Below are 22,834 nucleotides of genomic sequence, written 5' to 3' on the forward strand. Positions count from 1 at the left end.
AAGCTGTGTTTCACCAGTGGGTAAAGACGCGATGTACGTCCTCAGGCTGACCGCAGGCGCGTAATTTGTCTCGGAAACGACGGTCGGCAAACATTTCGGCCGCGCAGGCCAGTAATTGCAAATGCTGATCGGTGGCACGGTCTGGAATCAGCAATACCAGTACATCCGTTACGGGCTTACCATCAGGGGCATCAAACGGGATGGGGGTGCGGGGCCGCATGAACATCACCATGGCATGTTGCAGGCCGGGTACACGTGCATGGGGGACGGCGACGCCTTGACCGAGTGCTGTGGAGCCGAGTGCTTCTCGTTCACTTAACCGTTCAACAATGGTCTGTGCGGCCATGTTGTGACGTTGTTCTAGAAATCGGGCTGCTGCTTCAAACAATTGATGCTTATTCAGTGCGGGCACATCCAGCTGGATATCATCTACCGAGCACATTCGGGATACGTCGTTCATATGAGGTCACCAGATCATGACAAAGGTTAAGTATGGCGAGGCGGTATGGGTATCAGCCAGTTTGGGCCGATGCAATAGGATGAATCGACCATGATGAGCGGGTTGTTGTATCGCTGGCACGGGTCGTATCTGTCAGGGAGGATAGGGCGGCCAGCAAGCGTTCCACATCATGCATGGGCACAATGAATGTCAGAATTTGGTATCCAGCATGTTGCTTTGGCGATTGGCAAAGCGTTATGGGGCAGCCACCCATTTGCCGGAACACTGTCTTGCGCACAATGGCAGCCTGTTCCGTGGGTACGGTCAATAACACTTGCCATTGTTCAACCTGTCCTGCTGGCCGTGTATCAGACGCATGGTGTTTTGCCATAGGAAAATCCGATGGTTTCAATGTGTCATCGTGCTGACAGCGATAGGGTGACAACCGACATGCATGACGTGGCAAGTTGATACGCCTTGAGATGCCCCCCGTACTTGGTTTGCTTCGCCATCGGTCTGCATGACCGGACAGTAAGTGGGTACTGGGCAAGGTGACAAGTAAGCTCGGCATGTTGTGCCTTCCCTTGACGTTGACGACATGGTCAGCGTAGCAGCGGCGAAGTAAAAATCGCGTAAAGAATGGCGAGCTTGCTAGGTGGGATGGAGGGAGGTTTGGGGCGGGGTGCCTGCTGGCCGAGGAGTACCTCGACCAGCGGGAGAATCAAGGCTGGATCACTTGGCACTCAGTCGGCCATCCAGACACCATGCCATGCCCAGAGCGCCCTTTGGGCAACGTGACGTACTTCATCATCATCGACCTTCAATAGACGTCGCCAAAGTACAGCTGGTACGGCCGGGTTGCGCGCCAGTGCTGTGTAGATGTCGTAAATGGTTTCCTCTTTCAATAAGGTGACCAAGGCCTGCATGGCTGACAGGGGTAATGAGGGGTTGGCTGCGACATGTCCGATCAGATAGTCTGACTGGCTGCGATCACTGGCGAGATAGGCGTTGACAGCATGCTGCAAGGCATCGCGCGGGCAGTGGCGATTCGACAGTGCGGCTGCATTCAGCGCCAACAACGGGCTGTTCAACATATGCCGGAACAGTGTTTCGATACTTGCTTCGTCATTGGTATTCCCCGCTGTTCGGCAGTATTCGTACTGGTCATATTCGCTGGTGCCTCGGGTATACGGGTGATCGTGGCAGAGCAGTTCCACCAAGAGATCGACAGGTGTATTGGCTTGCTCGCTGAACAGTTGCGTCCACGTGTCAGGCATGCGCTCGTACAGGATGCGGATTGCTTCCACGGGTAGGCGTGGGTGCTGAGCCAGTGTGTTGACCCCGTCTCCCATGCTGCCGAACTCGCCTTGCATGTTGATACGACGGGCCAGTTCGATCAGGACGTCTGGCGTGGCATGTGGGTTATCGGCCAAGGCCAGCCGGACTGATTCATTGGCATCGGCCAACAGCTGTCGCTGCTGGCTGGCATCTCGTGACCAAGTGGCTAGCAAGGTTCGAACTTCGGGCGCGGAAATGGTTGCCAGTCGTGCAGCATGTGCTTCAATAAATGTCGGTGGGAGCAGGCGAGTATTGAAAGTGACAGCTGCCGCTTGTACGGTCTTATCTACGTCAAACAGCAGACGTTGAACAACCGTTCGTTGCTGATCGGGCTTGCCCCGGAACACGCCTTGACCAGCTATGGCATCAACGGCCAGTTGGGCGCGGATGACGGGGTTACGGTCGCTCAGCAATCGGTCAACCTGCTTTGGCGACAAGGTTTGCGTGGCAGCGATGCGGCCGCGAACTACTTGATCCGGATCATCTGCCAGTTGTCTGCTGACGGTATCAAGCAGCCCGGTCTGAACGGCCAAGGCGCGTCGTACGGCAGCTTCTGGATCGTGGCTCAGTAAGGTCTGCAATGCGTCGGGCAGGGCGGATTGGCTGGCATAGCGACCGTATGTAAAGGCGGCACGTACGTCACTATTATCATCTTTCGCCAGCGCTGGCCACAATGTGGCTGGGCAAACAGTATTGACCGCAATCTCGACTCGAACAGCGGGTGCAAGATCGTTGGCCAGTAGGGTGAACTGTTCTATATCCTCCGCCATTAGCCGTGCGGCGGTACGCGCACGAATACGTAGGTCGGGATGGTTGGCAGCCTGCTGAATCAGTGTGGGTGTCCATTGATAGGCGGGTAGTAGACTGGCGACTTCCCATGCCCAGGCTGGGTCTGCCAGTTTGCCGGCGACATCGGTTTCCTGAAGCAGGCCCTCGGCGATTGCTCGTTGCATGGTACGGTGTTCACCGTATTGTTGCAGGCGGGCCATCTGATCAATTGCTGGATAGGGATCGCGGTGATTGACATAAGCCTGCTGCAGAGTCGCCATGTTGGCATGGCTGCTGGCTTCAGGGGAGCAGCCAGACCAGAACAGGGCATTCGGCCATTCGCTGCTCCCATAGCTGTAGCTATGATAGTAATAGTCGAGTACGGCTTTGTGACCATCGAAATTGCAACTTTTATCCCGGCTGATAAAGGCTCTTGCCGATAAGGTACCCAATACTTCAAATGCCCAGTCGTTGTAGTACTGGTACACCGTACCACCCACAATCATGTCGCCCCACACAAACAGGCCATAAACAGAATACAGTTGCTGGCAACGTAGATCTCCCATGACCAACACAGTGCAGCAATCGTCATCTCGATACACATCACAGATCAGATCACCGGTCACGATCAGGTTGACGTCCATCAGGGTGATGCCATCGGGCAGGTACAAATCGCCTTCGTGAATTCGCCAGTCTCGATCCTCTCGTAAATAGGTTCGAGCCATTTCGGTGCGCCATACCAGCTCTTGTTCAGGTAGCGCAAGGGCGCGGTTGATCAGAGCTTCACGTTCATCGTCTTCAACATAGCGAAAGCGATAAAAGCTGTTGGAGACACGATGCACTGGCAAATTGATGACCTGGTCCTGCAATTGCAGGCTGCGCTGGTTCAAAATGTGTGAGAGCAATGGCTGATCAGCCAACAATGGGGCTATCGTGGCCAGTACATTGGTACCCGTATCGGCCAGTTTGTGTATGGCATTGACCAGCGCATATTCATCACCACCGAGTGTGTCGATCAGTTGCGCCAGCACCGACAAGGCTTCGCCATAGTTACTTGGGGCGTCTGACAACGGAGGAAAATTGGCGGCTTGCTGGGCCAGTGCCAGCGCCGCGTCTTCGTCCTCTTCCTGCATGGCACGTGCTTGGGTAAACAAGCTCCATCGAAGGGCATTACGGCGATGTTCTCCCTCGATAGAAGTGTCTTCGCTGACATCGCTCATTTGCATGGCTTTTTGCAGACTGCGTGCCACTTCTGTTGCAATCTCCAGTGCGTCGGGGCTGTTTGCCAATAGCGCAACACCAACAGCATGTAACCAGAGCGCATCGTCCGGCGTATGGGTCAGCTGTTTCAACAGCAAGGCTTGGTAACCAGTCGCACTATCGATTAACTGCGTAGCAAAGGTGGCGGCATCAGGGTAGGGCAGGTTTGTCATGGTGATCGACCAAATTGAGAGTCAGAAAACGTCAAAACGGGAGGAGTGATGATGCAAAGCTTGCATCGTCTTCTTTATGAGCTGCTAACAAAGCGCTTTTAGTGGTATTCGCAAACTTGCCGTACCTTCGTACGTGCTGTCTTCGTTTGCAGGCCCAACCAGCACCGTTTCGCTGAGTTTTTCAGCGGCGCTTAGCGGTGCGGTCGCTGGATTTGGCATCAAACAGTATGTCCGAGCGTAGCACGTATTTTTGGCCAGCCAATACTGGCGTACCCTCGTGCCAAAGCGTATGTGGAAAGATCAGTGCGTCACCAGTACATGGCCGAATGCTGATCGCCCGGTATGCCTGCTCTGCTGCCGGACCGCCAGGCAGCAAGGTGGTGGCACCACCTGCAAGCACGTCATTCAAGTAAAACAGAATGGTAAAGCGGCTGATTTGGCCATTGGGTAACGTGATGCTGCCATCTTTGTGTGGTTTGAAACGTTGGCCTGGTGCATAGCGATAGAAACGAAATCTGGGATTCAATCCGACTGCACCGTCCAATGTTGGCCAAAGCGGTAACAATGGTTGAACACGGCTCCAAAGTTGAGCGGCCAGTTCATCGTCGTCCCATATCAGTCGATCATTGTTGCGTATGTGCTTCGCCATGTGCTCGCCGGTACTGAAACCAACCGTCGCTTCACTAAATCCTTTGGCCTCTGCTTGGATCATCAATTCAGCACAGACGTTGCAACTCAGTAGCGCAGGCAGGGATAGGTACTGGGCATCGGGTAACATGGTGATCGCACCTACTTGAAGTGAATGCGATGATTATGTCATGGGATGGATGTGTTGATGGCGATATATCGCCGTCTGTCGAAACTGCGCTATTGCATTTGACCTGCCGTTAGTTGTCCTAACCTTTTCAATGCCCGCTCCAGATCGGGTGAGAAGGGCAGGCCGCAATTAAGCCGAATATAGGTATCAAAACGATTCAGGTTCGAAAACAGTGAGCCAGGGGCAAACGAGATGCCTTCACGCAAAGCGATTTCGAATAAGGTCGTGGATGAGACTTGCTCTGGTAGCTCCACCCACAACATCAAGCCGCCCTCTGGTACAGAAAGCCGTGTTCCCGCCGGAAAATAGCGGGCAATTGCTTCCGCCGTGCGTTCCCGTTGATTGCGCAGCAAATTGCGAAACCGCCGCAGATGCCGGTCATATGCACTTGACCCGATGAATTGTGCGGCGGTCAATTGTGACCATTCTTCGTTATGGCGTGACTGTGCATATTTCAGCATTGCCACCCGATGGTGCCAGCGACCTGCCGCAATCCAACCCAGTCGCATGCCAGGGGCCAGAATCTTGTGTAAGGAGGCGCAATGAATCACGTTATCGCCGCGATCCCACGCCTTGGCGGCCATCATTGGTACATCGGCATTGGTCAGTGCACTGTAGCAATCATCTTCGATCAACGGAATCTGGTGCTGTTCGCACACATTGACCAGTTGCTGTTTCTTCTCATCTGGCATCAGGCTACCAAGTGGGTTTTGCAGATGTGGCACAACGACAACTGCCTTGATGTTGTCGTAACTGCGCATGGCCAGTTCCAGTGCCTCGATCGACAAGCCCGTTTGCGGGCTGGTAGGTATCTCCAGCGCACGCAGGCCCAGGCTTTCCAAAACTTGCAACAGGCCATAGAAAGTTGGGGATTCAACCGCAATGGTATCCCCAGGCTGAGACACAGCCCGTAATGCCAGATTTAATGCCTCGATGCAGCCGTGGGTGACCAGGATCTCACTGGGTGACAATACCATGCCATTGGCCACAGCCCGTTTGGCTACGGCAGTTTTCAAGGCCATGTGGCCGCCATGTGAACCGGCACTGACCAGCAGGTGATGGTTACTGCGCAATACTCGGCCGGCAATCAGGTTCAATTGTTCATGTGGATAGAGGGCGGGTGCGCCACGTGCACCCGCCAGATTACAGTGAATTGGAAAGCGTTGACTTTGCGTTACAAAGTGGGACACCCGCTCTTGAATTCCGACAAATTGGGCCGGGTCGAGTGGTTGATCGGTGCTGGGTTCCCGTGATGGCGCCAGTGGCAAACGACGAGGTTGTCGCACGAAGTAACCCGAACGCGGTCTGGCTTCCAGCCAGCCATCGTTTTCCAGATGACGGCACAACTGCAACGCGGTGGACAGGCTGACGTCATGCAAACGCATCAGACTGCGGACTGATGGCATTTTGTCGCCGATGCTCAGTGAACCTGCCTTGATGGCATCGAGATAGTGATCGGCCAGACGCCGATAGAGCGGTTGCATATCCATGCCTGATGATGTGCCGCTGTGGATGAGTTGAATAGATATAGATGAGTCAAAACCAAACCGTAACAGATGGTGAAATACTCATCTGTTACGTCACACGTATGAAATTGTGTTGCTGTTGTGGTCCGATCGAATTACTTACCATGGCGGTCATGTGATTTTTTTGGTGTCTACCATGCCAGCCCCCGCACTTTCTAGGCTTCCTTCACCTATTCAGTATGTTTTGCATGCAAACCAATCCATACAACTGCCTTTTGGATCGGGAGCCATGATCGTTGCACAACATGGTGGCGTCAGATTGTCGACTACTAGTTGGCTGGATGGGCTGGCAATGGGCAGAAATTGGCTCCTTGCAGAGGGAGAGTGCCACATAGTGGATGCCAGAATCTGGATTCAGATGAACTGCCCAGTTGATTGCAAATGTGCTGTCATCATGGTGATACCGCCCGCAGAAATGAAATGGGCCTGGCTGCAGGTGCTTTACCGTTACCTGGCTTTTTGCTGAGGCAGGATACGCCATCCGCTCAATTGCCACCGATGCACCAGGCAGCACAATGCATGTAGAAGAATGTATGGTTAAACCCCTTGATACGCTAATTGAAGAAAGGAAATCATGACAACGCTTGCCGTCTCTTACGCCGATATTGAAGCGGCTCATCATCGTATCCAGCCGTATGCCTACTACACGCCGGTCATGACGTCTACCACGGCAAATGCGCGGCGGGAGACATCGCTGTTTATGAAGTGTGAGCATCTACAGCGGATAGGTGCATTCAAGTTTCGAGGGGCTTTCAATGCATTGGCGCAGTTGTCAGCTGCTCAACGTGCTGCAGGTGTGATTGCATTCTCATCAGGAAATCATGCTCAGGCAGTGGCATTGGCTGCCCGGGTACTCGGTATGCCTGCCACCATTGTCATGCCCAACGATGCTCCGATGATCAAGGTAGAAGCAACCAGAGGTTATGGCGCCGAAATCGTGCAATACGATCGCTATACGCAAGATCGCGAACAAATTGGTCGAGAACTTGCCAGTCAGCGAGGGGCAGCGCTGATCCCACCTTATGACCATCCACATGTGATCGCTGGCCAAGGTACAGCTGCCAAAGAGTTGATTGACACGGTTGGTCCGCTCGATATGTTGGTGGTGCCACTGGGCGGTGGGGGCTTACTAGCCGGTAGTGCGATAGCTGCGCATGCACTGAGCCCCAAATGCCGTGTGATCGGTGTCGAGCCTGAAGCCGGTAATGACGGTCAACAAAGCCTGCAGCGTGGAGAGATTGTTCATATCGCTACCCCCGTTACATTGGCTGACGGTGCGCAAACCCAGCATTTGGGAAACCTGACCTTCCCGATTATTCGCTCCCATGTCGACTTGGTTGTGACTGTCAGCGATGCTGACTTGGTCGAGACGATGTCTTTCCTGGCTGGTCGAATGAAACAATTAGTTGAACCAACCGGTTGTCTGGCGCTGGCAGCAGTACTCAGCGGCAAGATTGATGTCCGTGGGCTGCGGGTCGGCGTGATATTGTCTGGCGGGAATGTGGATTTGCTGCGGTTTGCGGAACTGGTACTGAAGAATCCGCCAATACATGCACCAAACCTTCTTTGATATTTGATTAGAAGAATATTGAAATGTTCTTTACTGCTTAAGCATTCATTTGGTCGAATGTGACGATCGCTTTGTTCCTTTTGGTTTGTCGGTTTTCTTTACACTTCGAAAATGAAAGAAAGTCGATCAATACAGAAGATTGCTGATTCCATGAGCATTTTTTATATGCATATGAGCATGGAATGGTATTTGCTTGTATATGCGAACTTTAGATAAGGGGCTATATATGTTCAAAGCATCAATCATCGCTACTGCGATCACGGCTGCAAGTTTTTCCGGTTCTGCCTTTGCTGGCTTCATCAATGGCGACTTCGAATTGGGTAATACCACTGGGTGGACCATGGGGAGCGGCTCCCGTAGCAGTGTCACCAATGCTAATCTGAATCCTTCTGCATTTCTGCCTGGTGGCAATCGTTACAGCAATGGAATGGTCCATTCGTCGATCGTAAGCTCTGGCACTGCTCCGCACACTGATGGTAAGTTGAATCAGGTATACAGTGGCCAATATTCTATGCGCGTAGAAGATACGACTTATGGTGGCTATGCATCTGTGATTACCCAAAAGGTATCAAATTACAACGATAAGGAAATCTTCTTCGCTTGGGCAGCTGTATTGGAAGGTGCACATGGTACCAATGAGGCTGCAACCTTCCAGTTGGTATTGCGTGACGAGACCGTTGGTAAGAATTTGATCAAACGCGAATATAATGCCGCAACCGGCGGTTCGGGTGTCGATGGTCGTTTCACCAAGTCGAGTGACGGATATTTTTACACTTCATGGCAAGTTGAACAGATGGCTTTGGAAGCAGATGCAATTGGTCATGATCTATCCTTGACATTGCTGGCCGCAGATTGCTCGCCAACAGGGCATGCTGGTTATGTTTACTTGGATGGTTTCGGCCGCGTTGCCCCCCCGACTGGTGTGCCTGTTCCAGGCGTACTGGCATTGATGGGTCTGGGCTTGACTGGCCTGGCCGTTGCTCGTCGTCGCAAGGCTTGATCACTGGGCTTGCCTTAAGCTGATTTGCTAATACCATGATGTACATAAGAATGCCCGGGCTGACCGGGCATTTCTGTTTTGGGAATCTGATGCTGGGGTTACTGAAGTGTGATCAGGTGCTGGCGATTTATAAAGATAAGCTGAAAAATTGTGCCCAAAAAGGTTCCGATTCTGAACGGACTTGCTTGATCAACCAAGCCACAAATGCACTTACACCAAGTGTTTCGATAGTGCATTGGGGTAGATCACATGGGGAGGATGTTGCATCATTGAATAGAATCAATGTACCAGCTCGCTATGACTTTCCCAGTCTTTGTGATTTCGCAAACCGCTTCTTACAGCGGCGTGATTACGTTCATTAAGCGACTTGATTCAACCAACGACAAAAATGCGTCTCCCATTCGCTCGCTTTCACTGATGGCAAGTCGCCAGTTGCGCTGGCGAATGCTGTCTCGACCGACATAGTGTCGGAAGTCGCTGCGGTCGGGGAGGCGCCGCCGGGGTAAGGTTGATAGGTAGCTGAGGGAGGGCGCGATCAGTAGCATATTGTCGAGGTGGGCCGGGTTGGGTTTGCGCCATGGGAGGGATTTGTCGAACCAGCCAGGGATGATGCGGTCGACGAAATGCGGATACAGGACGATGTCTTGCTGGTGGCTGAAAGGGAGATCAAGGTGGTAGTCCAGCAGGCCGCCATCCCGATACGTACCAGGCCCGGCGCCGGGCAGGTTGGTGACACCACGAACCAGTCCGGGGATGGCGCCGGAGGCGAGCAGGGCGGGTTTGAGGTTATGGGGAGTGAGGGTTACCGCTTCAGTCGGAAAATCCCGCAATGGGAAGAACGGTGGTTGTGCACCGGGGCTGTGCAGAACAATCCGCTCGAAGTGCTTGGCCAGCCTGGGACGGGCTCGCAGATTGTTGGTGATGACTTGTAGAAAGCCACCAGCCAGATGGCGGCCCGAGTCACTGGCGAGCAGCCCTTTGCTGCGTACAGTCAGGATGGCCAATTGCCACTGCGGGTTGTTGACGATGGCGTGTTCGTTGCCATCCAGTGTGCCAATGATCATGTCCTCAATGACGTGGCTGATTTCGTCCATGGTGGGACGCAGGCTATATTGTTGCGCGATGTAGAGTTCTGCGAAGCGCTTGAGTGCCTTGATTGGCTCTGGCTGTGCCAGTGCGGCAAAGCGCCAGGCGCCGGCGGAGGCGCCGACCAACCAGCGCTGACGTGGCGCTTGGGGTAACCAATGGCCAAAGATGGCGCAATCCAATCCGTGGAGGCCCAATGCTTTGGGGCCACCTGCCGCACCAGGGATAAGACCGACCATCGATGGTTTCAGGCCATGCTCTCGGATCAGCTCAAGGGCTTGGCGACCGGCACGTAGGGTAATGGGAAGCGGATTGGCCATGCTGCTTATCCAGTGGTTGGGTTGGCTTAGGAAGTTATCACAGGGTGCTGCGAAAAATCTTATCGGTATAGACGTGCTGACAGGTATGACAGCCAGATTGTTGCTAATTGAACAGTTCAGCCAACTGTTCACGCAACCAACGGTTGGCCGGATCATTGTCGACATTGGCATGCCAGTAGAGGTGTACATCCAGCCGTGGCGTGGCCAGCGGGAAGGGGAGCAAGCGGTTGTTCAGTTGTGCATTGGTAACACGGGCGTATTGCTCGGGCATGGTCAACAGGTAGTGGGTCTGGCTGACGACACGGCAGGCTGCAAAATAGTGCTGGCAGCGCAATGCGATGCGGCGCCGCAAACCTTGTCGGTTCAGTTCGAAATCTTCCAGACCTGGCCCTTTGCGGCGGGATGATACCAACACATGCGGTTGCTCCAGATAGGTATCCAGTGTCAATTCGTCCTGAATAAGCGGGTGGGTTGTGTTGACCACCACAACCAATCGATCACAGGAAATCCGCTGCTGGCGAATATCGTTACCCACAGGCATGGGGATGTCGACGACCAGATCCAGTGTGCCGGAAGCCAGTTCGGACTCTATATCACGCCGGTCAACCCGGACACTGGCGATGTCAATTTGTGGGGCGTGCTGCTGAAGATACATCAGCAGTGGTGGCAGTGCGGTGGCCTCCAGCACATCACGCAGGCCCAGGGTAAAAGTACGGTTGGTGTGTAGTGGATCGAACTGTGCTTGTTCATGCAGGCTGATTTCCAAGGTCTGCAATGCTTGCCGTACCGGGCCGATCAGATTACGAGCTAATGGTGTTGGCACCATCCCCATACCCTGACGAGTGAACAGTGGGTCTTTCAACAAATCGCGCAGCCGTGCCAACGCGTGACTGACCGCGGGCTGTGTCAGATTCAGTTTGTGGCTTGCCTTGGTCAGGGTGCCTTCGGTGTAGATGGTTTCGAACACGACGAACAGGTTCAGATCAACACGACTCATATGCATAGGATTAATACATCAAAATTCAAATTATTCATTTGTTTGATTTTATGGGTATCCCTATGCTGGGTGCAATCTGATCGCGTGGCAGGAGGTCTTGTGGACTTTGCATATTCAACGCTTGCTGTGGAACTCATTGGGCGGCTGCGTGACTTCATGCACACGCAGGTGCTGCCGGCAGAGGCTGATTATCACGCGCAATTGATCACGGGGGCGGATTGGCACCAATGGCGACAACCACCTGTGATGGAAACCTTGAAAGCCCAAGCACGAGAGGCGGGTTTGTGGAACCTGTTTTTGCCTGGCGACTTTGGTGCAGGGTTAAGCAATGTCGATTATGCACCGTTGGCGGAACTCACGGGTTGTGCACCCTTTGCGGCGGAGGTGTTCAATTGCTCGGCGCCGGACACTGGCAATATGGAGGTGCTGGTGAAATATGGCTCGCCAGCACAGCAGGAGCAATGGCTGCAGCCACTGCTGGCAGGGGAGATCCGCTCCGCCTTTTGTATGACCGAACCGGATGTGGCCTCCAGTGACGCTACCAATATGCAGGCAACAGCCAAGGTGGACGGTGACGAGATTGTGTTGAACGGACGCAAATGGTGGAGTTCCGGTATTGGTCATCCGCATTGCAAAGTACTGATCTTCATGGGTTTGACCGACCCGATCGCTGATAAGCACCGGCAGCATTCAATGGTGCTGGTACCGTTGGACACGCCGGGGGTCACCGTTGAAAGAATGCTGCCCGTGTTTGGTGTATTTGATGAACCCCATGGCCATGGTGAGGTGACCTTCGACAATGTGTGTTTGCCAATAACCAATGTAATTGCAGGGCCAGGACGCGGTTTTGAGATTGCGCAGGGCAGGCTCGGGCCAGGGCGTATCCATCATTGCATGCGGGCAATTGGGGCGGCAGAACATGCGTTGAGCTTGATGTGCAAGCGTGGGGCCAATCGGATTGCATTTGGTAAGCCACTGGCCAAGTTGGGTGGTAACCCGGACGTTGTCGCCAACGCACGCATCGCAATTGAGCAAGCTCGTTTATTGACGCTGAAGGCAGCGTGGATGATGGATACCGTTGGCATTAAAGATGCGATGAGTGAGATTTCACAGATCAAGGTTGTCGCGCCCAGCATGGCACAACAAGTGATCGATGCAGCCATGCAGATGCATGGTGGCTTGGGGTTGTCGGATGACGTGCCATTGACTCGTTTGTTTGCCTATGCGCGTGTACTGCGCCTGGCAGATGGGCCGGACGAGGTCCATCGAGGACTGATTGCGAAGCTGGAGTATCAGCGGCAGTTGGCGAACAGAAAGCAATAAACAGGCAAAGCCAGCCATACCAACGGGAGAACCGCGTGGAACAATGGATTGACCAAGCCGTGGCTGTGCGTCACGGTGAAGCACTTGATATGGCAGCGGTGGATACATTCATCAAGCGTCAGGTACCGGGCTTGAACGGGTTTCCGGAGATTTCGCAGTTCCCCGGCGGGGCATCCAACCTGACTTATTTGGTGAGCTATACGCAGCGTGATCTGATCCTGCGGCGGCCGCCGTTTGGGCACAGGGCCAAGTCGGCGCACGACATGGCGCGGGAAGCGCGCATCATGACTGCACTGAAGCCGGTATACCGTTACGTGCCCACGGTGATTGCACAGTGCGATGATCCGAGTGTAATGGGGTGTGACTTTTATGTCATGGACCGCATCACTGGCATTATCCCGCGCCAAAATCTGCCGATCGGCTTGAGTTTGAATGAAGCGGACACACGCAAGCTGTGTTTGAACGTCATCGACAAGATGATTGAGTTACATCAGGTGAATTGTCAGGTAGTCGGTTTGGCAACGCTGGGTAAAGGAGAGGGTTATGTGGCCCGACAGATTGCCGGCTGGTCTGATCGCTTCATTCAGGCACATACCGACGATGTCGGCCGTTTTGAGGAAGTGATGGCTTGGCTTGCGGTCAAGCAACCTGCACAGGATGTGGCCACCTGTGTGATCCACAACGATTACCGCTTCGACAATGTGGTGCTCAACCCAAGTAACCCATTTGAAGTGATCGGCGTATTAGATTGGGAAATGGCCACTTTGGGCGATCCGTTGATGGATCTGGGCAACACCCTGGCGTACTGGGTACAGGTGGACGATGATGCTGTATTCCAGCAGATGCGGCGTCAGCCCACCAATGTCGCTGGGATGTTGACGCGCCGTGAGGTGATTGAATACTACGGAAACCGAACAGGCTTTACCGTGGCTAACTTTGATTTCTACAGTGTGTATGGCTTGTTCAGACTGGCCGCGATCATTCAGCAGATTTACCGTCGATTCAAGGAAGGACAGGCGCGTAACCCACAATTTGCCTATTTCGGTGCAATGGCCAATTACCTTGAACAACGCTGTCAGCGACTGATTCAGCAATCAATACTCTAAAGGTTCTGTTGACATGGTTTCGTAGCCAATCATGAAACCATGTCAATAGAATCTAGCACCTGCGAGGAACACTGTGATGGAGATGATTAGCAAGATTTTGATTGGGCTGGTTGCGTTGGAACACATTTATATCCTGGTACTGGAAATGTTTTTATGGACGAGCCCGAAAGGTCGCAAGGTGTTTGGTTTGACACCGGAATTTGCTGACGCGTCGAAAGTGTTGGCAGCCAATCAGGGCTTGTATAACGGTTTTTTGGCTACAGGGTTGATATGGGGATTGACGCATCCCAATGTAGCTTGGGGCGACCAACTGCAGCTATTTTTTGTGGTTTGCGTACTAGTGGCGGGTATTTACGGTGGATTGACTGCCAAACGGTCGATTCTGTTCATTCAGGGTGGGCCGGCTGCGTTGGCATTGGCAACCTTGTTGCTGAAATAGGGGCCGGAAAATGGGGACGATTTACCTGATTCGTCACGGACAGGCAAGCTTTGGTGCAGCAGACTATGATCAGCTTTCCCCTCTGGGGGAGCAGCAATCTCGCTTACTAGGGGAATGGCTGCAGCGATGTGGACAGCCACCGGCACGCGTAGTGATCGGCCCGATGAAACGCCATCGGCAGACGGCAGCGGCTTGCCTGTCTGTGTTGCCGGGATTGAGACATCTATCTTGGCAAGTGGAAAACGGCTTCGCCGAATTCGACCATCATGAAGTGTTGATCCGCCATCGGCCAGACTTGGTGAACCAGGCAGCTTTACGCACTTATCTAGGGCGGGCAGATCATCCACAACACACCTTTCAGCAGCTATTTGCCGACGCGGTGGAGCGCTGGATACAGGGTGAACATCACGACTACACCGAGTCCTGGGTTGCATTCAAGAAACGTTGTTGCGATGCGTTGCTGGCCTTGTTGGGTACGCCCTACACAACGGGGCCGACCTGGGTGTTTACTTCAGGTGGGCCAATTGGTGTGATCGTGCAGTATCTGTTGGCGATCCCTGACCAACACATCTTCAATCTGAACTGGACCCTTGCCAATACTGGGATTACACGTTTGATGTATCGATCGGGCCAGGTCAGTGTGGGGACGATTAATGGCTTTCCACATCTCGAAGTGGCCGGTGAGCCGCATTTAGTTACTTACCGATAACGCACAGGAGGGTCTCATGGCTGTTCCGACGACGTTCGACTTGACCGGTAAAATTGCCCTGGTAACCGGTGCCAGCCGTGGTATTGGCGAAGCAACCGCCAAACTGTTGGCTGCACATGGAGCACATGTGATTGTCTCCAGCCGTAAGATCGATGCGTGCCTGGATGTGGTGGAAACGATCAAAACCGCAGGTGGTTCGGCCGAAGCCCTCACTTGCCATATTGGTGAAATGGATCAGATCGAGGCGATCTTCAGCGTGATCGAAGCCAAACATGGGCGACTGGACATCCTGATCAACAATGCCGCCGCCAACCCTTATTTTGGGCCGATTGTGGATACCGACCTGGGGGCGTTCCAGAAAACGTTGGATGTGAATATTCGTGGTTATTTTTTCATGTCTGCCAATGGTGCCAGGCTGATGGCCAAAAATGGCGGTGGGGCAATCGTGAATGTGGCGTCGGTCAATGGTGTGATCCCAGGCGTATTTCAAGGCATTTACTCCATCACCAAGGCTGCGGTGATGTCGATGACCCAAGCCTTTGCCAAGGAGTGTGCGGCGAAAGGGGTGCGAGTCAATGCGCTTTTGCCTGGCGCGACCGATACCCGGTTTGCTGCTACGTTGTTGCACAACCCGACGATTCTCGAAAAAGCGCTGGAACATATCCCGATGCAACGTGTTGCCCAGCCGGACGAAATGGCTGGCGCGATACTGTACTTGGTATCCCCAACTGCCAGTTACACCACAGGTGTGTGCCTGCCGGTCGACGGTGGCTTTTTGCTGGCCTGACGCAGGTTGTCATTACAGGGGGAGCACGATGAATGCGTTTCAAGGCAAAGTTGCCGTGGTCACTGGTGGGGCCGAGGGCATTGGCAAAGCCATAGCCACCAGGGCAGCGGTAGAGCGTATGAAGCTGGTGCTGGCCGATATCGACCGCCAGCAGTTGGATGCGACCGTCAGCGATTTGATTGCGCAGGGTGCCGAAGCGGTCGGCATGGTGGTGGATGTATCCCAGGCTGATCAGGTGAATGCATTGGCTGATTTGGCGTTTGAACGATTCGGTAATGTGCATCTACTGGTCAACAACGCTGGTGTGGCTTGTGTCCAACCCGTGTGGGAGCTTACCCCGGCGGATTGGGATTGGGTAATGGGTGTGAATCTGTATGGCGTCACTCATAGCTTGCGCAGTTTTATCCCACGCATGCTGGCCAATGGTGAGGAAGGGCATATCGTGAACACGGCTTCGATCGCCGGTTTGTTGTCACAGCCAGGGTTGGCCGCCTATAACGCCAGCAAGCATGCGGTGGTGACCATCTCTGAAGGCTTGCATCACGACCTGACAATTCGTCAGGCTAAGTTGAATGTATCGGTACTGTGCCCGGCCTGGGTTAAGACGCGTATCGCAGAAAGCGAACGTAACCGCACCCCGGGTGACCGGACTAACATCAGCCAACTTGATCCGATTGCAGCCAAGATTGGCGCTGCTGTGATGAATGCCGTCAAGCATGGTATGGCTGCATCTGAGGTTGCCGAAGCGGTGTTCGCCGCAATTGTCGACAAGCGCTTTTATATCCTCACTCATCCACACACCAAGCAACTGGTGCAGACGCGGCTGGAGGACATTTTGCAGGATCGACAACCCGTGTATGTGTCGATCAAATGATCGGCTAGCTTAGCAAGCCTATGCCTTGTCAATTTGTAACTGATGTTACGTACTGGCTATTATGCTGCCAAAAGGCCAAGTAGTCTGTTTGTGTGGCGTTTGCGCCCGACAGACGTGAGACTTTCTTGTTTCGCCAAGAACAGTCCCCAAAAGAAGGCGACCCATGTGCCTTGCCCGCATTGCGGGCGCCCTGTGCTGCTCGGCGAGGCTACATGGGATCGGAGGGCGTTGTGGCTGCTGTGGTTGACGTGCCACCAACCATGATTCTGCAGTCAACGAGTGATTCATTGTGCAAGATAGGTACTCTATTGCCCGACACACGGCCATCAATTCTGTGCATCACGCCGGTTTGTAAAGCAGTGTTGAGCCGACACTGAAACCACCACACCACGGAGGTCACCCCATGACAGCAGCAACCAATCACCAATGGCGTCTGGCTCATCGGCCTGAAGGAATGATCAAGACTTCGGATTTCAATCTGGTTGCAGAGCCGGTGCCGGAATTGGCCGATGGGCAAGTATTGATTCGCAATATCTATCTGTCGTTGGACCCGGCCATGCGTGGCTGGCTGATTGATCGGCCCTCCTATGTTCCACCGGTTCAAATCGGTGAAATCATGCGTGGCTTGGCAGTGGGGATGGTCGAGTCATCACGTCATCCCAAATTCGAGAAAGGTGATACCGTACAAGGCTTGTTTGGTTGGCAGGAGTATCTGGTGTCAAACGGTGAAGGGGTGACCAAGCTGCCGTCCAGCCCATTGCCCTTGTCCGCCAATCTAGGTCTGTTTGGCTTGGCAGGGATGACATCCTATTTCGGTCTGTTGGATGTGGGACAGCCGAAAGAAGGTGAGACGTTGGTGGTTTCCGGTGCAGCAGGTTCCGTGGGGTCGCTGGTTGGACAGATCGGCAAGATCAAGGGCATGCGGGCGGTCGGCATTGCCGGCACAGATGAGAAGTGCGATTGGTTGGTGGATGGGCTGGGTTTTGACGCAGCCATCAATTACAAGAATGGCGACCTGCGCGGCCAGCTGAAAGCCGCCTGCCCGAACGGGGTGGATGTGTATTTCGAAAATGTCGGAGGCGAAATTCTGGATGTTGTATTGAGCGTGATGAATTCATTCGGTCGAGTGGTGGTATGTGGCTTGATCAGTCAATACAACGCAACCGACAAGGTGCCGGGCCCTTACAATTTTGCCATGGTGATTTCCAAGCGCTTGCGGATTCAGGGTTTCATTGCGCCGGATTATGGTCCACGGGTCAAAGAGATGATTACGGACTTTTCCACTTGGTATATGGACGGAAAGCTGAAATACCGGGTGGATGTGGTGCATGGACTGGATGCTGCGCCAACGGCCATCAACAAACTGTTCGATGGGTCGAACCAGGGCAAATTGATTGTGCAGGTGTCCGAGGTGTGAGGTACCGGATTGAGTGTCGTGGCCTTGAAGCCGAAGGCAATCTGTCTTGCAGAGGGTATGCTTTTCAAATCAACTGAGAACCCATGTTATGAAAGCCTTGCTTTGCCAACAAGGCAGCCCGCGCGGAAGCTCTGGTACTGGCCGGTTTGTCCATTCCGCAACCCGGCCCAAGCAAGTAATGATTCGCATGTAAATAGCAGGTGCGATTTTTTGGATGGATTGACTATTCGGGGCCTGCACCAGTTCACGTCGCCGCTATCGTTTATACCAGGTGGTGAGCTGGTAAGCCCAAGCGCCACATCTCGACGACCTGTTCGTTGGCACAGGTTGCACGGGCTGTCGTGTTGCTGGCTTCTCGGCGGCGATAGACAAGATGGATACCTGTAACAATTGATGAAACGAGGTGCCAATGCGTGTCCGTACGGTCATAGTGAGTTGCATGGCACTGGGGCTGGCCTACTTGCTCGGCTGGCCGGTAGCGGTGGAGCCACAAGCCTGGACACCGCCGCCGGCCCCTGCCTTACATGGACAATGGGCGCCGAATCTGGCGTTGGCCAGCACTCGGCGTATCTTCACTGATGGGCATGGCATCCCCGAGGATGTCGCGATCGGGCCAGATCAGTATGTGTATGCAGGAACCAGTGACGGCAGTATTCTGCGGATGGCTCAGGATGGTAGTGCGCCGCAGGTATTGGTAAACACGGGCGGGCGCCCATTGGGGATGCGTTTTGCCCCTGATGGCTCGCTATGGGTGGCTGATGGCGATAAAGGCCTGCTTAGGGTAACTTCTGATGGCCATATCAGCGTGTTGGCAACACATGCCGATGGCGTATCATTCAAACTGACCGATGACCTGGACGTGGCGGTGGATGGCAAAGTCTATTTCACCGATGCCAGCTATCGTTTCTCATTCCATGATTACCAAAGCGATTTACTCGAACACCGTGCCAATGGCCGTTTGCTGGAATATGACCCGGTTACCAGGCAAACACGGGTGCTGCTGAAAGACCTTTATTTTGCCAATGGTGTAGCCATCAGTCCGGATCAAACCTTCCTGTTGGTGGTGGAAACTGGCGAATACCGAGTTACCCGCTATTGGCTGAACGGAGCCAAGGCTGGCCATCGCGAGGTGTTCATCGATAATCTGCCAGGTGTGCCGGATGGTATCTCCAGCAATGGCCGGGATACTTTTTGGGTCGCGCTACCTACCCCACGCTTGAGCGACCTTGACAAATTGCTGCCGCACCCCTTTTTGCGCAAGATGGTGGCGCGATTGCCCAAGGTGTTACAACCTAAACCTACTCCCATGGGTTTTGTGATCGGGTTGGACCTGAATGGCAAGGTCACCCATAACCTGCAGGACCCCGACGGGCAGTCGTATGCCACCATTACCAATGTGATAGAGCAGAATGGCAAACTGTGGTTTGGCAGCTTGTATGAGCAAGCGGTCGGTGTATTACCAGTTACGGATTTGCCAAAGACAAAATAGGGAGCGACGATGTTCATGCCTGATGTGTACGCGTTGTTACAGGAGTGGGAGCAGCCCGCCATCAATACATTGGTTACTGTGTTGAATGAATCGGGCATTGCAACCGATGAAGATCGGCTTGGGCTGTCGTCAACTATGATCGAAGGCTGGACTGATGATTGCAGCCGCTTATTGTATGAGCGCGGTTACATTGGAGGTGAAATTCGGATCGGGGCCAAGTTTTTTCCTGAATCGGGTGCCATTTATGCGGTGTATGACAGCGCGTCGTACGAATTGAGCGAAGTGATCCGGCATCTTGAGCAGATCAATGCCAACGCGAAGCAGTAGGCGCATATGAATAAGATTCAATCAGAAAAGGGCTTATCATGAAAATCTACGGTCACGTCAACTCCCGTTCTACTCGCGCCTTGTGGGCAGCGGAAGAAGTGGGTGCAAGCTATGAGTACGAAAGTATCGATTTGATGGGCGGTGCGGCACGACGCGAACCCTATATTTCGATCAATCCCGGCGGAAAGGTACCTGCATTGGTGGAAGGGGAGCTGGTGCTGACCGAATCGGCAGCCATCTGCAATTATCTGGCCAACCGTTTTCCGGAAGCAAGCCTGTTGCCAAAGGAGGGGAGCAAAGAACGTGCACTGGTCGACCGTTGGAGCTATTTCGCGATGACCGAGATGGATGCGCCATTGTGGACTTTGACCAAGCACAAAATGATCTATCCGGAAGGCAAGCGTGTGCCGGCGATCATTGATGTCGCAATTGGTGAATTTGCCCGGTCGGTACAGTTGCTGGAAAAAGGCTTGGGTGCACAGGAATTCATTGTTGGCAGTCGTTTTTCCGTGGCCGATCTGCTGCTGGGACACTGCCTGAGTTGGGCTAAAGCCTTTCAGGTACCTATCGATTCAGACATTGTCATGGCTTATGCAAAGCGCTTGTGGGCACGCCCGGCTTTGGTGCGGGCACGGGCGCGCGAAATGGCATGATCGGGCTCATGGCCTGACCAATTGAGCACACTGCCTGTGTTGTGACTATGATCAGTTGGTCCGACCTTATCGGAATCAGGCCATGCATTCGAGTCAACATTTTGATACCACACAAGAGGCTGCTGACTATTTTCTTTTTAACATTCATATAGATAGAGTTTCAGTCGATTATGTCGGAGTGACCCGAACCGCTAGTCATGGCTTGATCCCCTTTTGGAGCACATCATGGTGGAGAGCAGAGTAGCTGTAGTCGCAGGTCGTTCGCTGATGGTACTACTGGTATTGTCATGTGTATTGGCGATTGCTTGGTTGGCTTACCGGGATGTCTGGCCTCGGGGTGAGGCGTTGGGCAATGCTTTGCAGCCAGTGATTGATACGCCACAACCTGATCAGGCCATGGTGGCGCGTGCCATTTGGGACAATTACCAAGAAACTCGCGGTAACGCCTCACGTTGGAGTGGTGTCTATTGGGGCTTCACATTTGCAGCTGCCGTGCTGAGTGCGTTGGCCGGATTGATACTGAAGTTTGAATCAATCCTACCCAATCAAGCGGTAAAAAAAGATGTCGCTGCCGTATTCTCCATGGCGGCTGCTTTACTCATCACTCTGTCCTCCAGTGGCGATTTTCAGCGAAAGTGGCAGGCCAACCGTGTTGCCGCTGCTGAGCTGGAGCGCTTGGGTTACACCTTTCTGCAACAGCCCGCCAATAACCCACGTGAATATATGACGGAGATTGGTCAAATCGTTCATCGCAGACATTTGGCGATTGTGGGTGGACAATAACTGACATCCTTCTGTTATGGGGGGTTAGTAGGTCAATGACTTCCGTCAGCTGAGTGGTTTTTGATCATGTATTTTTGTACCTGGATTTTTTATGCAAAAAGAAAATAAGACTATTTATTTCTATGCTGCCATATTTTTTCTATCAGGTGTTTCAGGGCTAATATATGAGTCAATTTGGTCAAGGTATTTGAAGTTGTTTCTTGGCCATGCTGCTTATGCACAAGCGTTGGTGCTAGTTGTATTCATGGGCGGGATGTCAATTGGCGCTTGGATGGTCGCGAAAAGGGTTAATTCGCTAAAAAACCCACTTCGAGGTTATGCAGTTGTTGAATTTGTTATTGGGCTATTTGCCATGACATTCAATGACCTATATCACTTTGTTACAGAGTTGTTGTTTTCGACATGGCTTCCCGTATTCAGTAACACAACTTTTTCATATGCGTTGGTGTGGTCACTGGCAACGCTATTGATATTACCGCCAGCCATTCTGCTTGGTGCAACTTTCCCGCTGATGTCCAATGGTGTGATGCGCCTGAAGACCGTCAATATTGGGCGTGCCGTCGCTACATTGTATTTCACAAACAGTCTGGGTGGGGCGATTGGCGTCCTTTTTAATAGCTTCTTCCTGATAGCGTGGGTAGGTTTGCCGGGTGCCATGCTCACTGCTGGGCTAGTCAATATTTTGATTGCCATGCTGGTTTGGTTGTCAGCGAAACCCGCCGTTGAAAATCGATTGCCTCATGAGGTGGTAGATCAGCTGTTACCGGTGAAGTCGCATTACATTTTAATTATTGCAGCGTTGACCGGCTGCGCTTCTTTTATGTATGAGATTGGCTGGATTCGAATGTTAAGTATGGTGCTTGGTAGCTCGACACATTCGTTTGAGTTGATGCTATCGGCGTTTATTATTGGCCTGGCACTGGGTAGTTGGTGGGTGAAGAGCCGGATTGACCATATTGAGCAGCCAATGCGCTTTCTTGCGATCACGCAAATTGCAATGGGAATTGCAGCAATATTGACACTTTGGGGTTACTCCAGGGCGGGATCGAACTTTACTCCTTGTTTAATCAAATAAAAGCTCAGTTCTGAAGCGCGGATCCCATGCTGCCCGCTGTCGTTTGCCCGCGACACTGTCCTTGCGCTTGGTATGCTGCCGGATCACGCTCAGTGCCACGCGGTTGAATAACGCCAGCTGCGCCGCACCCTCCGGGTCAGCCACACGCAGCTCGTCCTCACGGAAGACCACGTCGAGTACCCAGTGCAGTTCATTCTCGATGCCCCAGTGACGGCGAACCGCATGGGCTGCCTGCCTGGCGTCCACCGGCAGGGAGCTCAGGTACCAGCGTGCGTCGCTGCAGCTTCGGCCGCCCTCGGTGCGCTCACTGCTCACTTCAATAAGCGTCTTCACGTGGGGCCAGCGGGCCGCGAGTTCAGGCGGTAAGGTGGCGGGCAATTGCAGCACGCTGCGCCGTTCGCGCCGGCCGTGGCCTTGATCGAGCGAGTCGACATACGGCTGGCCGGCCTGTTGGTGAGCGGCCGCGAAGGTACGCTCCACCCACCGCGCCAAGGTACGCTGATTGGCTTTGAGCTGTACCACGAAGTCGCCGCGCCGTTCGACGATCCTGGCCAGGGT

At 53.4% G+C, this 22,834-nt stretch carries 22 protein-coding genes; 14 read left to right on the forward strand and 8 right to left on the reverse strand.

What is annotated here, in order from left to right; genetic code table 11:
* Window positions 1–10: 10 nt before the first annotated feature.
* From FFS57_RS06595 to FFS57_RS06615, 5 genes are all read right to left on the reverse strand, one after another.
* Window positions 11–460: a PTS sugar transporter subunit IIA gene (locus FFS57_RS06595; RefSeq protein ID WP_137936969.1), complete on the reverse strand. Its 450-nt coding sequence runs from the start codon at window positions 458–460 to the stop codon at window positions 11–13.
* A gap of 52 nt (window positions 461–512) precedes the next feature.
* Window positions 513–830: a hypothetical protein gene (locus FFS57_RS25150; protein WP_171013678.1), complete on the reverse strand. Its 318-nt coding sequence runs from the start codon at window positions 828–830 to the stop codon at window positions 513–515.
* A 352-nt stretch (window positions 831–1,182) separates the two neighbouring features.
* On the reverse strand, window positions 1,183–3,978 hold the full coding sequence (locus tag FFS57_RS06605; RefSeq protein WP_137936971.1) for a hypothetical protein: 2,796 nt from the start codon (window positions 3,976–3,978) through the stop codon (window positions 1,183–1,185).
* A gap of 181 nt (window positions 3,979–4,159) precedes the next feature.
* Window positions 4,160–4,756 (reverse strand): prolyl hydroxylase family protein, encoded by a 597-nt coding sequence (locus tag FFS57_RS06610; protein ID WP_137936972.1) that lies wholly within the window; start codon window positions 4,754–4,756, stop codon window positions 4,160–4,162.
* An 89-nt stretch (window positions 4,757–4,845) separates the two neighbouring features.
* Entirely contained in the window at window positions 4,846–6,285 is a 1,440-nt protein-coding gene (locus FFS57_RS06615; protein WP_137936973.1) for an aminotransferase-like domain-containing protein, read from the reverse strand.
* Window positions 6,286–6,895: 610 nt separating this feature from the next.
* Between FFS57_RS06615 and FFS57_RS06620 the strand changes: the two genes are divergently transcribed.
* Window positions 6,896–7,891, forward strand: a complete 996-nt coding sequence (locus FFS57_RS06620) for a threo-3-hydroxy-L-aspartate ammonia-lyase (protein ID WP_137936974.1) — start codon at window positions 6,896–6,898, stop codon at window positions 7,889–7,891.
* A 226-nt stretch (window positions 7,892–8,117) separates the two neighbouring features.
* A complete protein-coding gene (locus tag FFS57_RS06625; protein ID WP_137936975.1) occupies window positions 8,118–8,891 on the forward strand; it encodes a PEP-CTERM sorting domain-containing protein in 774 nt (257 codons plus the stop codon).
* Window positions 8,892–9,226: 335 nt separating this feature from the next.
* Here FFS57_RS06625 and FFS57_RS06630 read toward each other — a convergent pair whose 3' ends face one another.
* A complete protein-coding gene (locus tag FFS57_RS06630) occupies window positions 9,227–10,297 on the reverse strand; it encodes a patatin-like phospholipase family protein (protein ID WP_502705897.1) in 1,071 nt (356 codons plus the stop codon).
* A 103-nt stretch (window positions 10,298–10,400) separates the two neighbouring features.
* Window positions 10,401–11,300, reverse strand: a complete 900-nt coding sequence (locus FFS57_RS06635) for a LysR family transcriptional regulator (protein ID WP_137936976.1) — start codon at window positions 11,298–11,300, stop codon at window positions 10,401–10,403.
* Between the two features lie 93 nt (window positions 11,301–11,393).
* Here FFS57_RS06635 and FFS57_RS06640 point away from each other — a divergent pair, with 93 nt between their 5' ends.
* The 12 genes from FFS57_RS06640 (at window position 11,394) to FFS57_RS06695 (ending at window position 22,276) form a co-directional block, all read left to right on the forward strand.
* Window positions 11,394–12,617 carry an acyl-CoA dehydrogenase family protein gene (locus FFS57_RS06640; RefSeq protein WP_137936977.1) on the forward strand — a complete coding sequence of 408 codons (1,224 nt, stop codon included), beginning with the start codon at window positions 11,394–11,396 and terminating at the stop codon, window positions 12,615–12,617.
* A gap of 89 nt (window positions 12,618–12,706) precedes the next feature.
* Complete coding sequence (locus FFS57_RS06645; protein ID WP_137937002.1) at window positions 12,707–13,723, forward strand: phosphotransferase family protein; 1,017 nt, start codon at window positions 12,707–12,709, stop codon at window positions 13,721–13,723.
* A gap of 76 nt (window positions 13,724–13,799) precedes the next feature.
* On the forward strand, window positions 13,800–14,162 hold the full coding sequence (locus tag FFS57_RS06650; protein WP_137936978.1) for a DUF1304 domain-containing protein: 363 nt from the start codon (window positions 13,800–13,802) through the stop codon (window positions 14,160–14,162).
* 10 nt (window positions 14,163–14,172) lie between these two features.
* Window positions 14,173–14,871 (forward strand): histidine phosphatase family protein, encoded by a 699-nt coding sequence (locus FFS57_RS06655; RefSeq protein WP_137936979.1) that lies wholly within the window; start codon window positions 14,173–14,175, stop codon window positions 14,869–14,871.
* 16 nt (window positions 14,872–14,887) lie between these two features.
* Window positions 14,888–15,658 carry an SDR family oxidoreductase gene (locus FFS57_RS06660; RefSeq protein WP_137936980.1) on the forward strand — a complete coding sequence of 257 codons (771 nt, stop codon included), beginning with the start codon at window positions 14,888–14,890 and terminating at the stop codon, window positions 15,656–15,658.
* A 28-nt stretch (window positions 15,659–15,686) separates the two neighbouring features.
* Window positions 15,687–16,532, forward strand: coding sequence for an SDR family NAD(P)-dependent oxidoreductase (locus FFS57_RS06665; RefSeq protein ID WP_137936981.1), 846 nt, complete (start codon window positions 15,687–15,689; stop codon window positions 16,530–16,532).
* A gap of 403 nt (window positions 16,533–16,935) precedes the next feature.
* Window positions 16,936–17,949 (forward strand): NADP-dependent oxidoreductase, encoded by a 1,014-nt coding sequence (locus tag FFS57_RS06670; RefSeq protein WP_137936982.1) that lies wholly within the window; start codon window positions 16,936–16,938, stop codon window positions 17,947–17,949.
* A 409-nt stretch (window positions 17,950–18,358) separates the two neighbouring features.
* A complete protein-coding gene (locus FFS57_RS06675) occupies window positions 18,359–19,438 on the forward strand; it encodes an SMP-30/gluconolactonase/LRE family protein (protein WP_137936983.1) in 1,080 nt (359 codons plus the stop codon).
* A 15-nt stretch (window positions 19,439–19,453) separates the two neighbouring features.
* Complete coding sequence (locus FFS57_RS06680) at window positions 19,454–19,765, forward strand: hypothetical protein (RefSeq protein ID WP_137936984.1); 312 nt, start codon at window positions 19,454–19,456, stop codon at window positions 19,763–19,765.
* Window positions 19,766–19,803: 38 nt separating this feature from the next.
* Entirely contained in the window at window positions 19,804–20,418 is a 615-nt protein-coding gene (locus FFS57_RS06685; RefSeq protein ID WP_137936985.1) for a glutathione S-transferase family protein, read from the forward strand.
* Between the two features lie 225 nt (window positions 20,419–20,643).
* Window positions 20,644–21,201, forward strand: coding sequence for a DUF4231 domain-containing protein (locus FFS57_RS06690; RefSeq protein WP_137936986.1), 558 nt, complete (start codon window positions 20,644–20,646; stop codon window positions 21,199–21,201).
* 91 nt (window positions 21,202–21,292) lie between these two features.
* Window positions 21,293–22,276 (forward strand): spermidine synthase family protein, encoded by a 984-nt coding sequence (locus tag FFS57_RS06695; protein WP_137936987.1) that lies wholly within the window; start codon window positions 21,293–21,295, stop codon window positions 22,274–22,276.
* On the opposite strand, the gene FFS57_RS06700 is transcribed toward FFS57_RS06695, so the two are convergent.
* Window positions 22,265–22,834, reverse strand: a 570-nt coding sequence (locus tag FFS57_RS06700; protein WP_137936988.1) for an ISAs1 family transposase, incomplete at its 5' end; no start/stop codon positions are given. The genes FFS57_RS06695 and FFS57_RS06700 overlap by 12 nt on opposite strands.

It is taken from the genome of Chitinivorax sp. B (assembly GCF_005503445.1).
Classification (GTDB): domain Bacteria; phylum Pseudomonadota; class Gammaproteobacteria; order Burkholderiales; family SCOH01; genus Chitinivorax.

What these genes read in the sequence shown, in the direction of transcription:
- FFS57_RS06605 (WP_137936971.1), bottom strand. Translation starts at nt 3,978, where the DNA reads ATGACAAACCTGCCCTACCCTGATGCCGCCACCTTTGCTACGCAGTTA.
- FFS57_RS06690 (WP_137936986.1), top strand. Translation starts at nt 20,644, where the DNA reads ATGGTGGAGAGCAGAGTAGCTGTAGTCGCAGGTCGTTCGCTGATGGTA.
- FFS57_RS06630 (WP_502705897.1), bottom strand. Translation starts at nt 10,297, where the DNA reads ATGGCCAATCCGCTTCCCATTACCCTACGTGCCGGTCGCCAAGCCCTT.
- FFS57_RS06625 (WP_137936975.1), top strand. Translation starts at nt 8,118, where the DNA reads ATGTTCAAAGCATCAATCATCGCTACTGCGATCACGGCTGCAAGTTTT.
- FFS57_RS06595 (WP_137936969.1), bottom strand. Translation starts at nt 460, where the DNA reads ATGAACGACGTATCCCGAATGTGCTCGGTAGATGATATCCAGCTGGAT.
- FFS57_RS06660 (WP_137936980.1), top strand. Translation starts at nt 14,888, where the DNA reads ATGGCTGTTCCGACGACGTTCGACTTGACCGGTAAAATTGCCCTGGTA.
- FFS57_RS06670 (WP_137936982.1), top strand. Translation starts at nt 16,936, where the DNA reads ATGACAGCAGCAACCAATCACCAATGGCGTCTGGCTCATCGGCCTGAA.
- FFS57_RS06635 (WP_137936976.1), bottom strand. Translation starts at nt 11,300, where the DNA reads ATGCATATGAGTCGTGTTGATCTGAACCTGTTCGTCGTGTTCGAAACC.
- FFS57_RS06650 (WP_137936978.1), top strand. Translation starts at nt 13,800, where the DNA reads ATGGAGATGATTAGCAAGATTTTGATTGGGCTGGTTGCGTTGGAACAC.
- FFS57_RS06685 (WP_137936985.1), top strand. Translation starts at nt 19,804, where the DNA reads ATGAAAATCTACGGTCACGTCAACTCCCGTTCTACTCGCGCCTTGTGG.
- FFS57_RS06620 (WP_137936974.1), top strand. Translation starts at nt 6,896, where the DNA reads ATGACAACGCTTGCCGTCTCTTACGCCGATATTGAAGCGGCTCATCAT.
- FFS57_RS06645 (WP_137937002.1), top strand. Translation starts at nt 12,707, where the DNA reads ATGGCAGCGGTGGATACATTCATCAAGCGTCAGGTACCGGGCTTGAAC.
- FFS57_RS06615 (WP_137936973.1), bottom strand. Translation starts at nt 6,285, where the DNA reads ATGGATATGCAACCGCTCTATCGGCGTCTGGCCGATCACTATCTCGAT.
- FFS57_RS06665 (WP_137936981.1), top strand. Translation starts at nt 15,687, where the DNA reads ATGAATGCGTTTCAAGGCAAAGTTGCCGTGGTCACTGGTGGGGCCGAG.
- FFS57_RS06655 (WP_137936979.1), top strand. Translation starts at nt 14,173, where the DNA reads ATGGGGACGATTTACCTGATTCGTCACGGACAGGCAAGCTTTGGTGCA.
- FFS57_RS06675 (WP_137936983.1), top strand. Translation starts at nt 18,359, where the DNA reads ATGCGTGTCCGTACGGTCATAGTGAGTTGCATGGCACTGGGGCTGGCC.
- FFS57_RS06695 (WP_137936987.1), top strand. Translation starts at nt 21,293, where the DNA reads ATGCAAAAAGAAAATAAGACTATTTATTTCTATGCTGCCATATTTTTT.
- FFS57_RS06610 (WP_137936972.1), bottom strand. Translation starts at nt 4,756, where the DNA reads ATGTTACCCGATGCCCAGTACCTATCCCTGCCTGCGCTACTGAGTTGC.
- FFS57_RS25150 (WP_171013678.1), bottom strand. Translation starts at nt 830, where the DNA reads ATGGCAAAACACCATGCGTCTGATACACGGCCAGCAGGACAGGTTGAA.
- FFS57_RS06680 (WP_137936984.1), top strand. Translation starts at nt 19,454, where the DNA reads ATGCCTGATGTGTACGCGTTGTTACAGGAGTGGGAGCAGCCCGCCATC.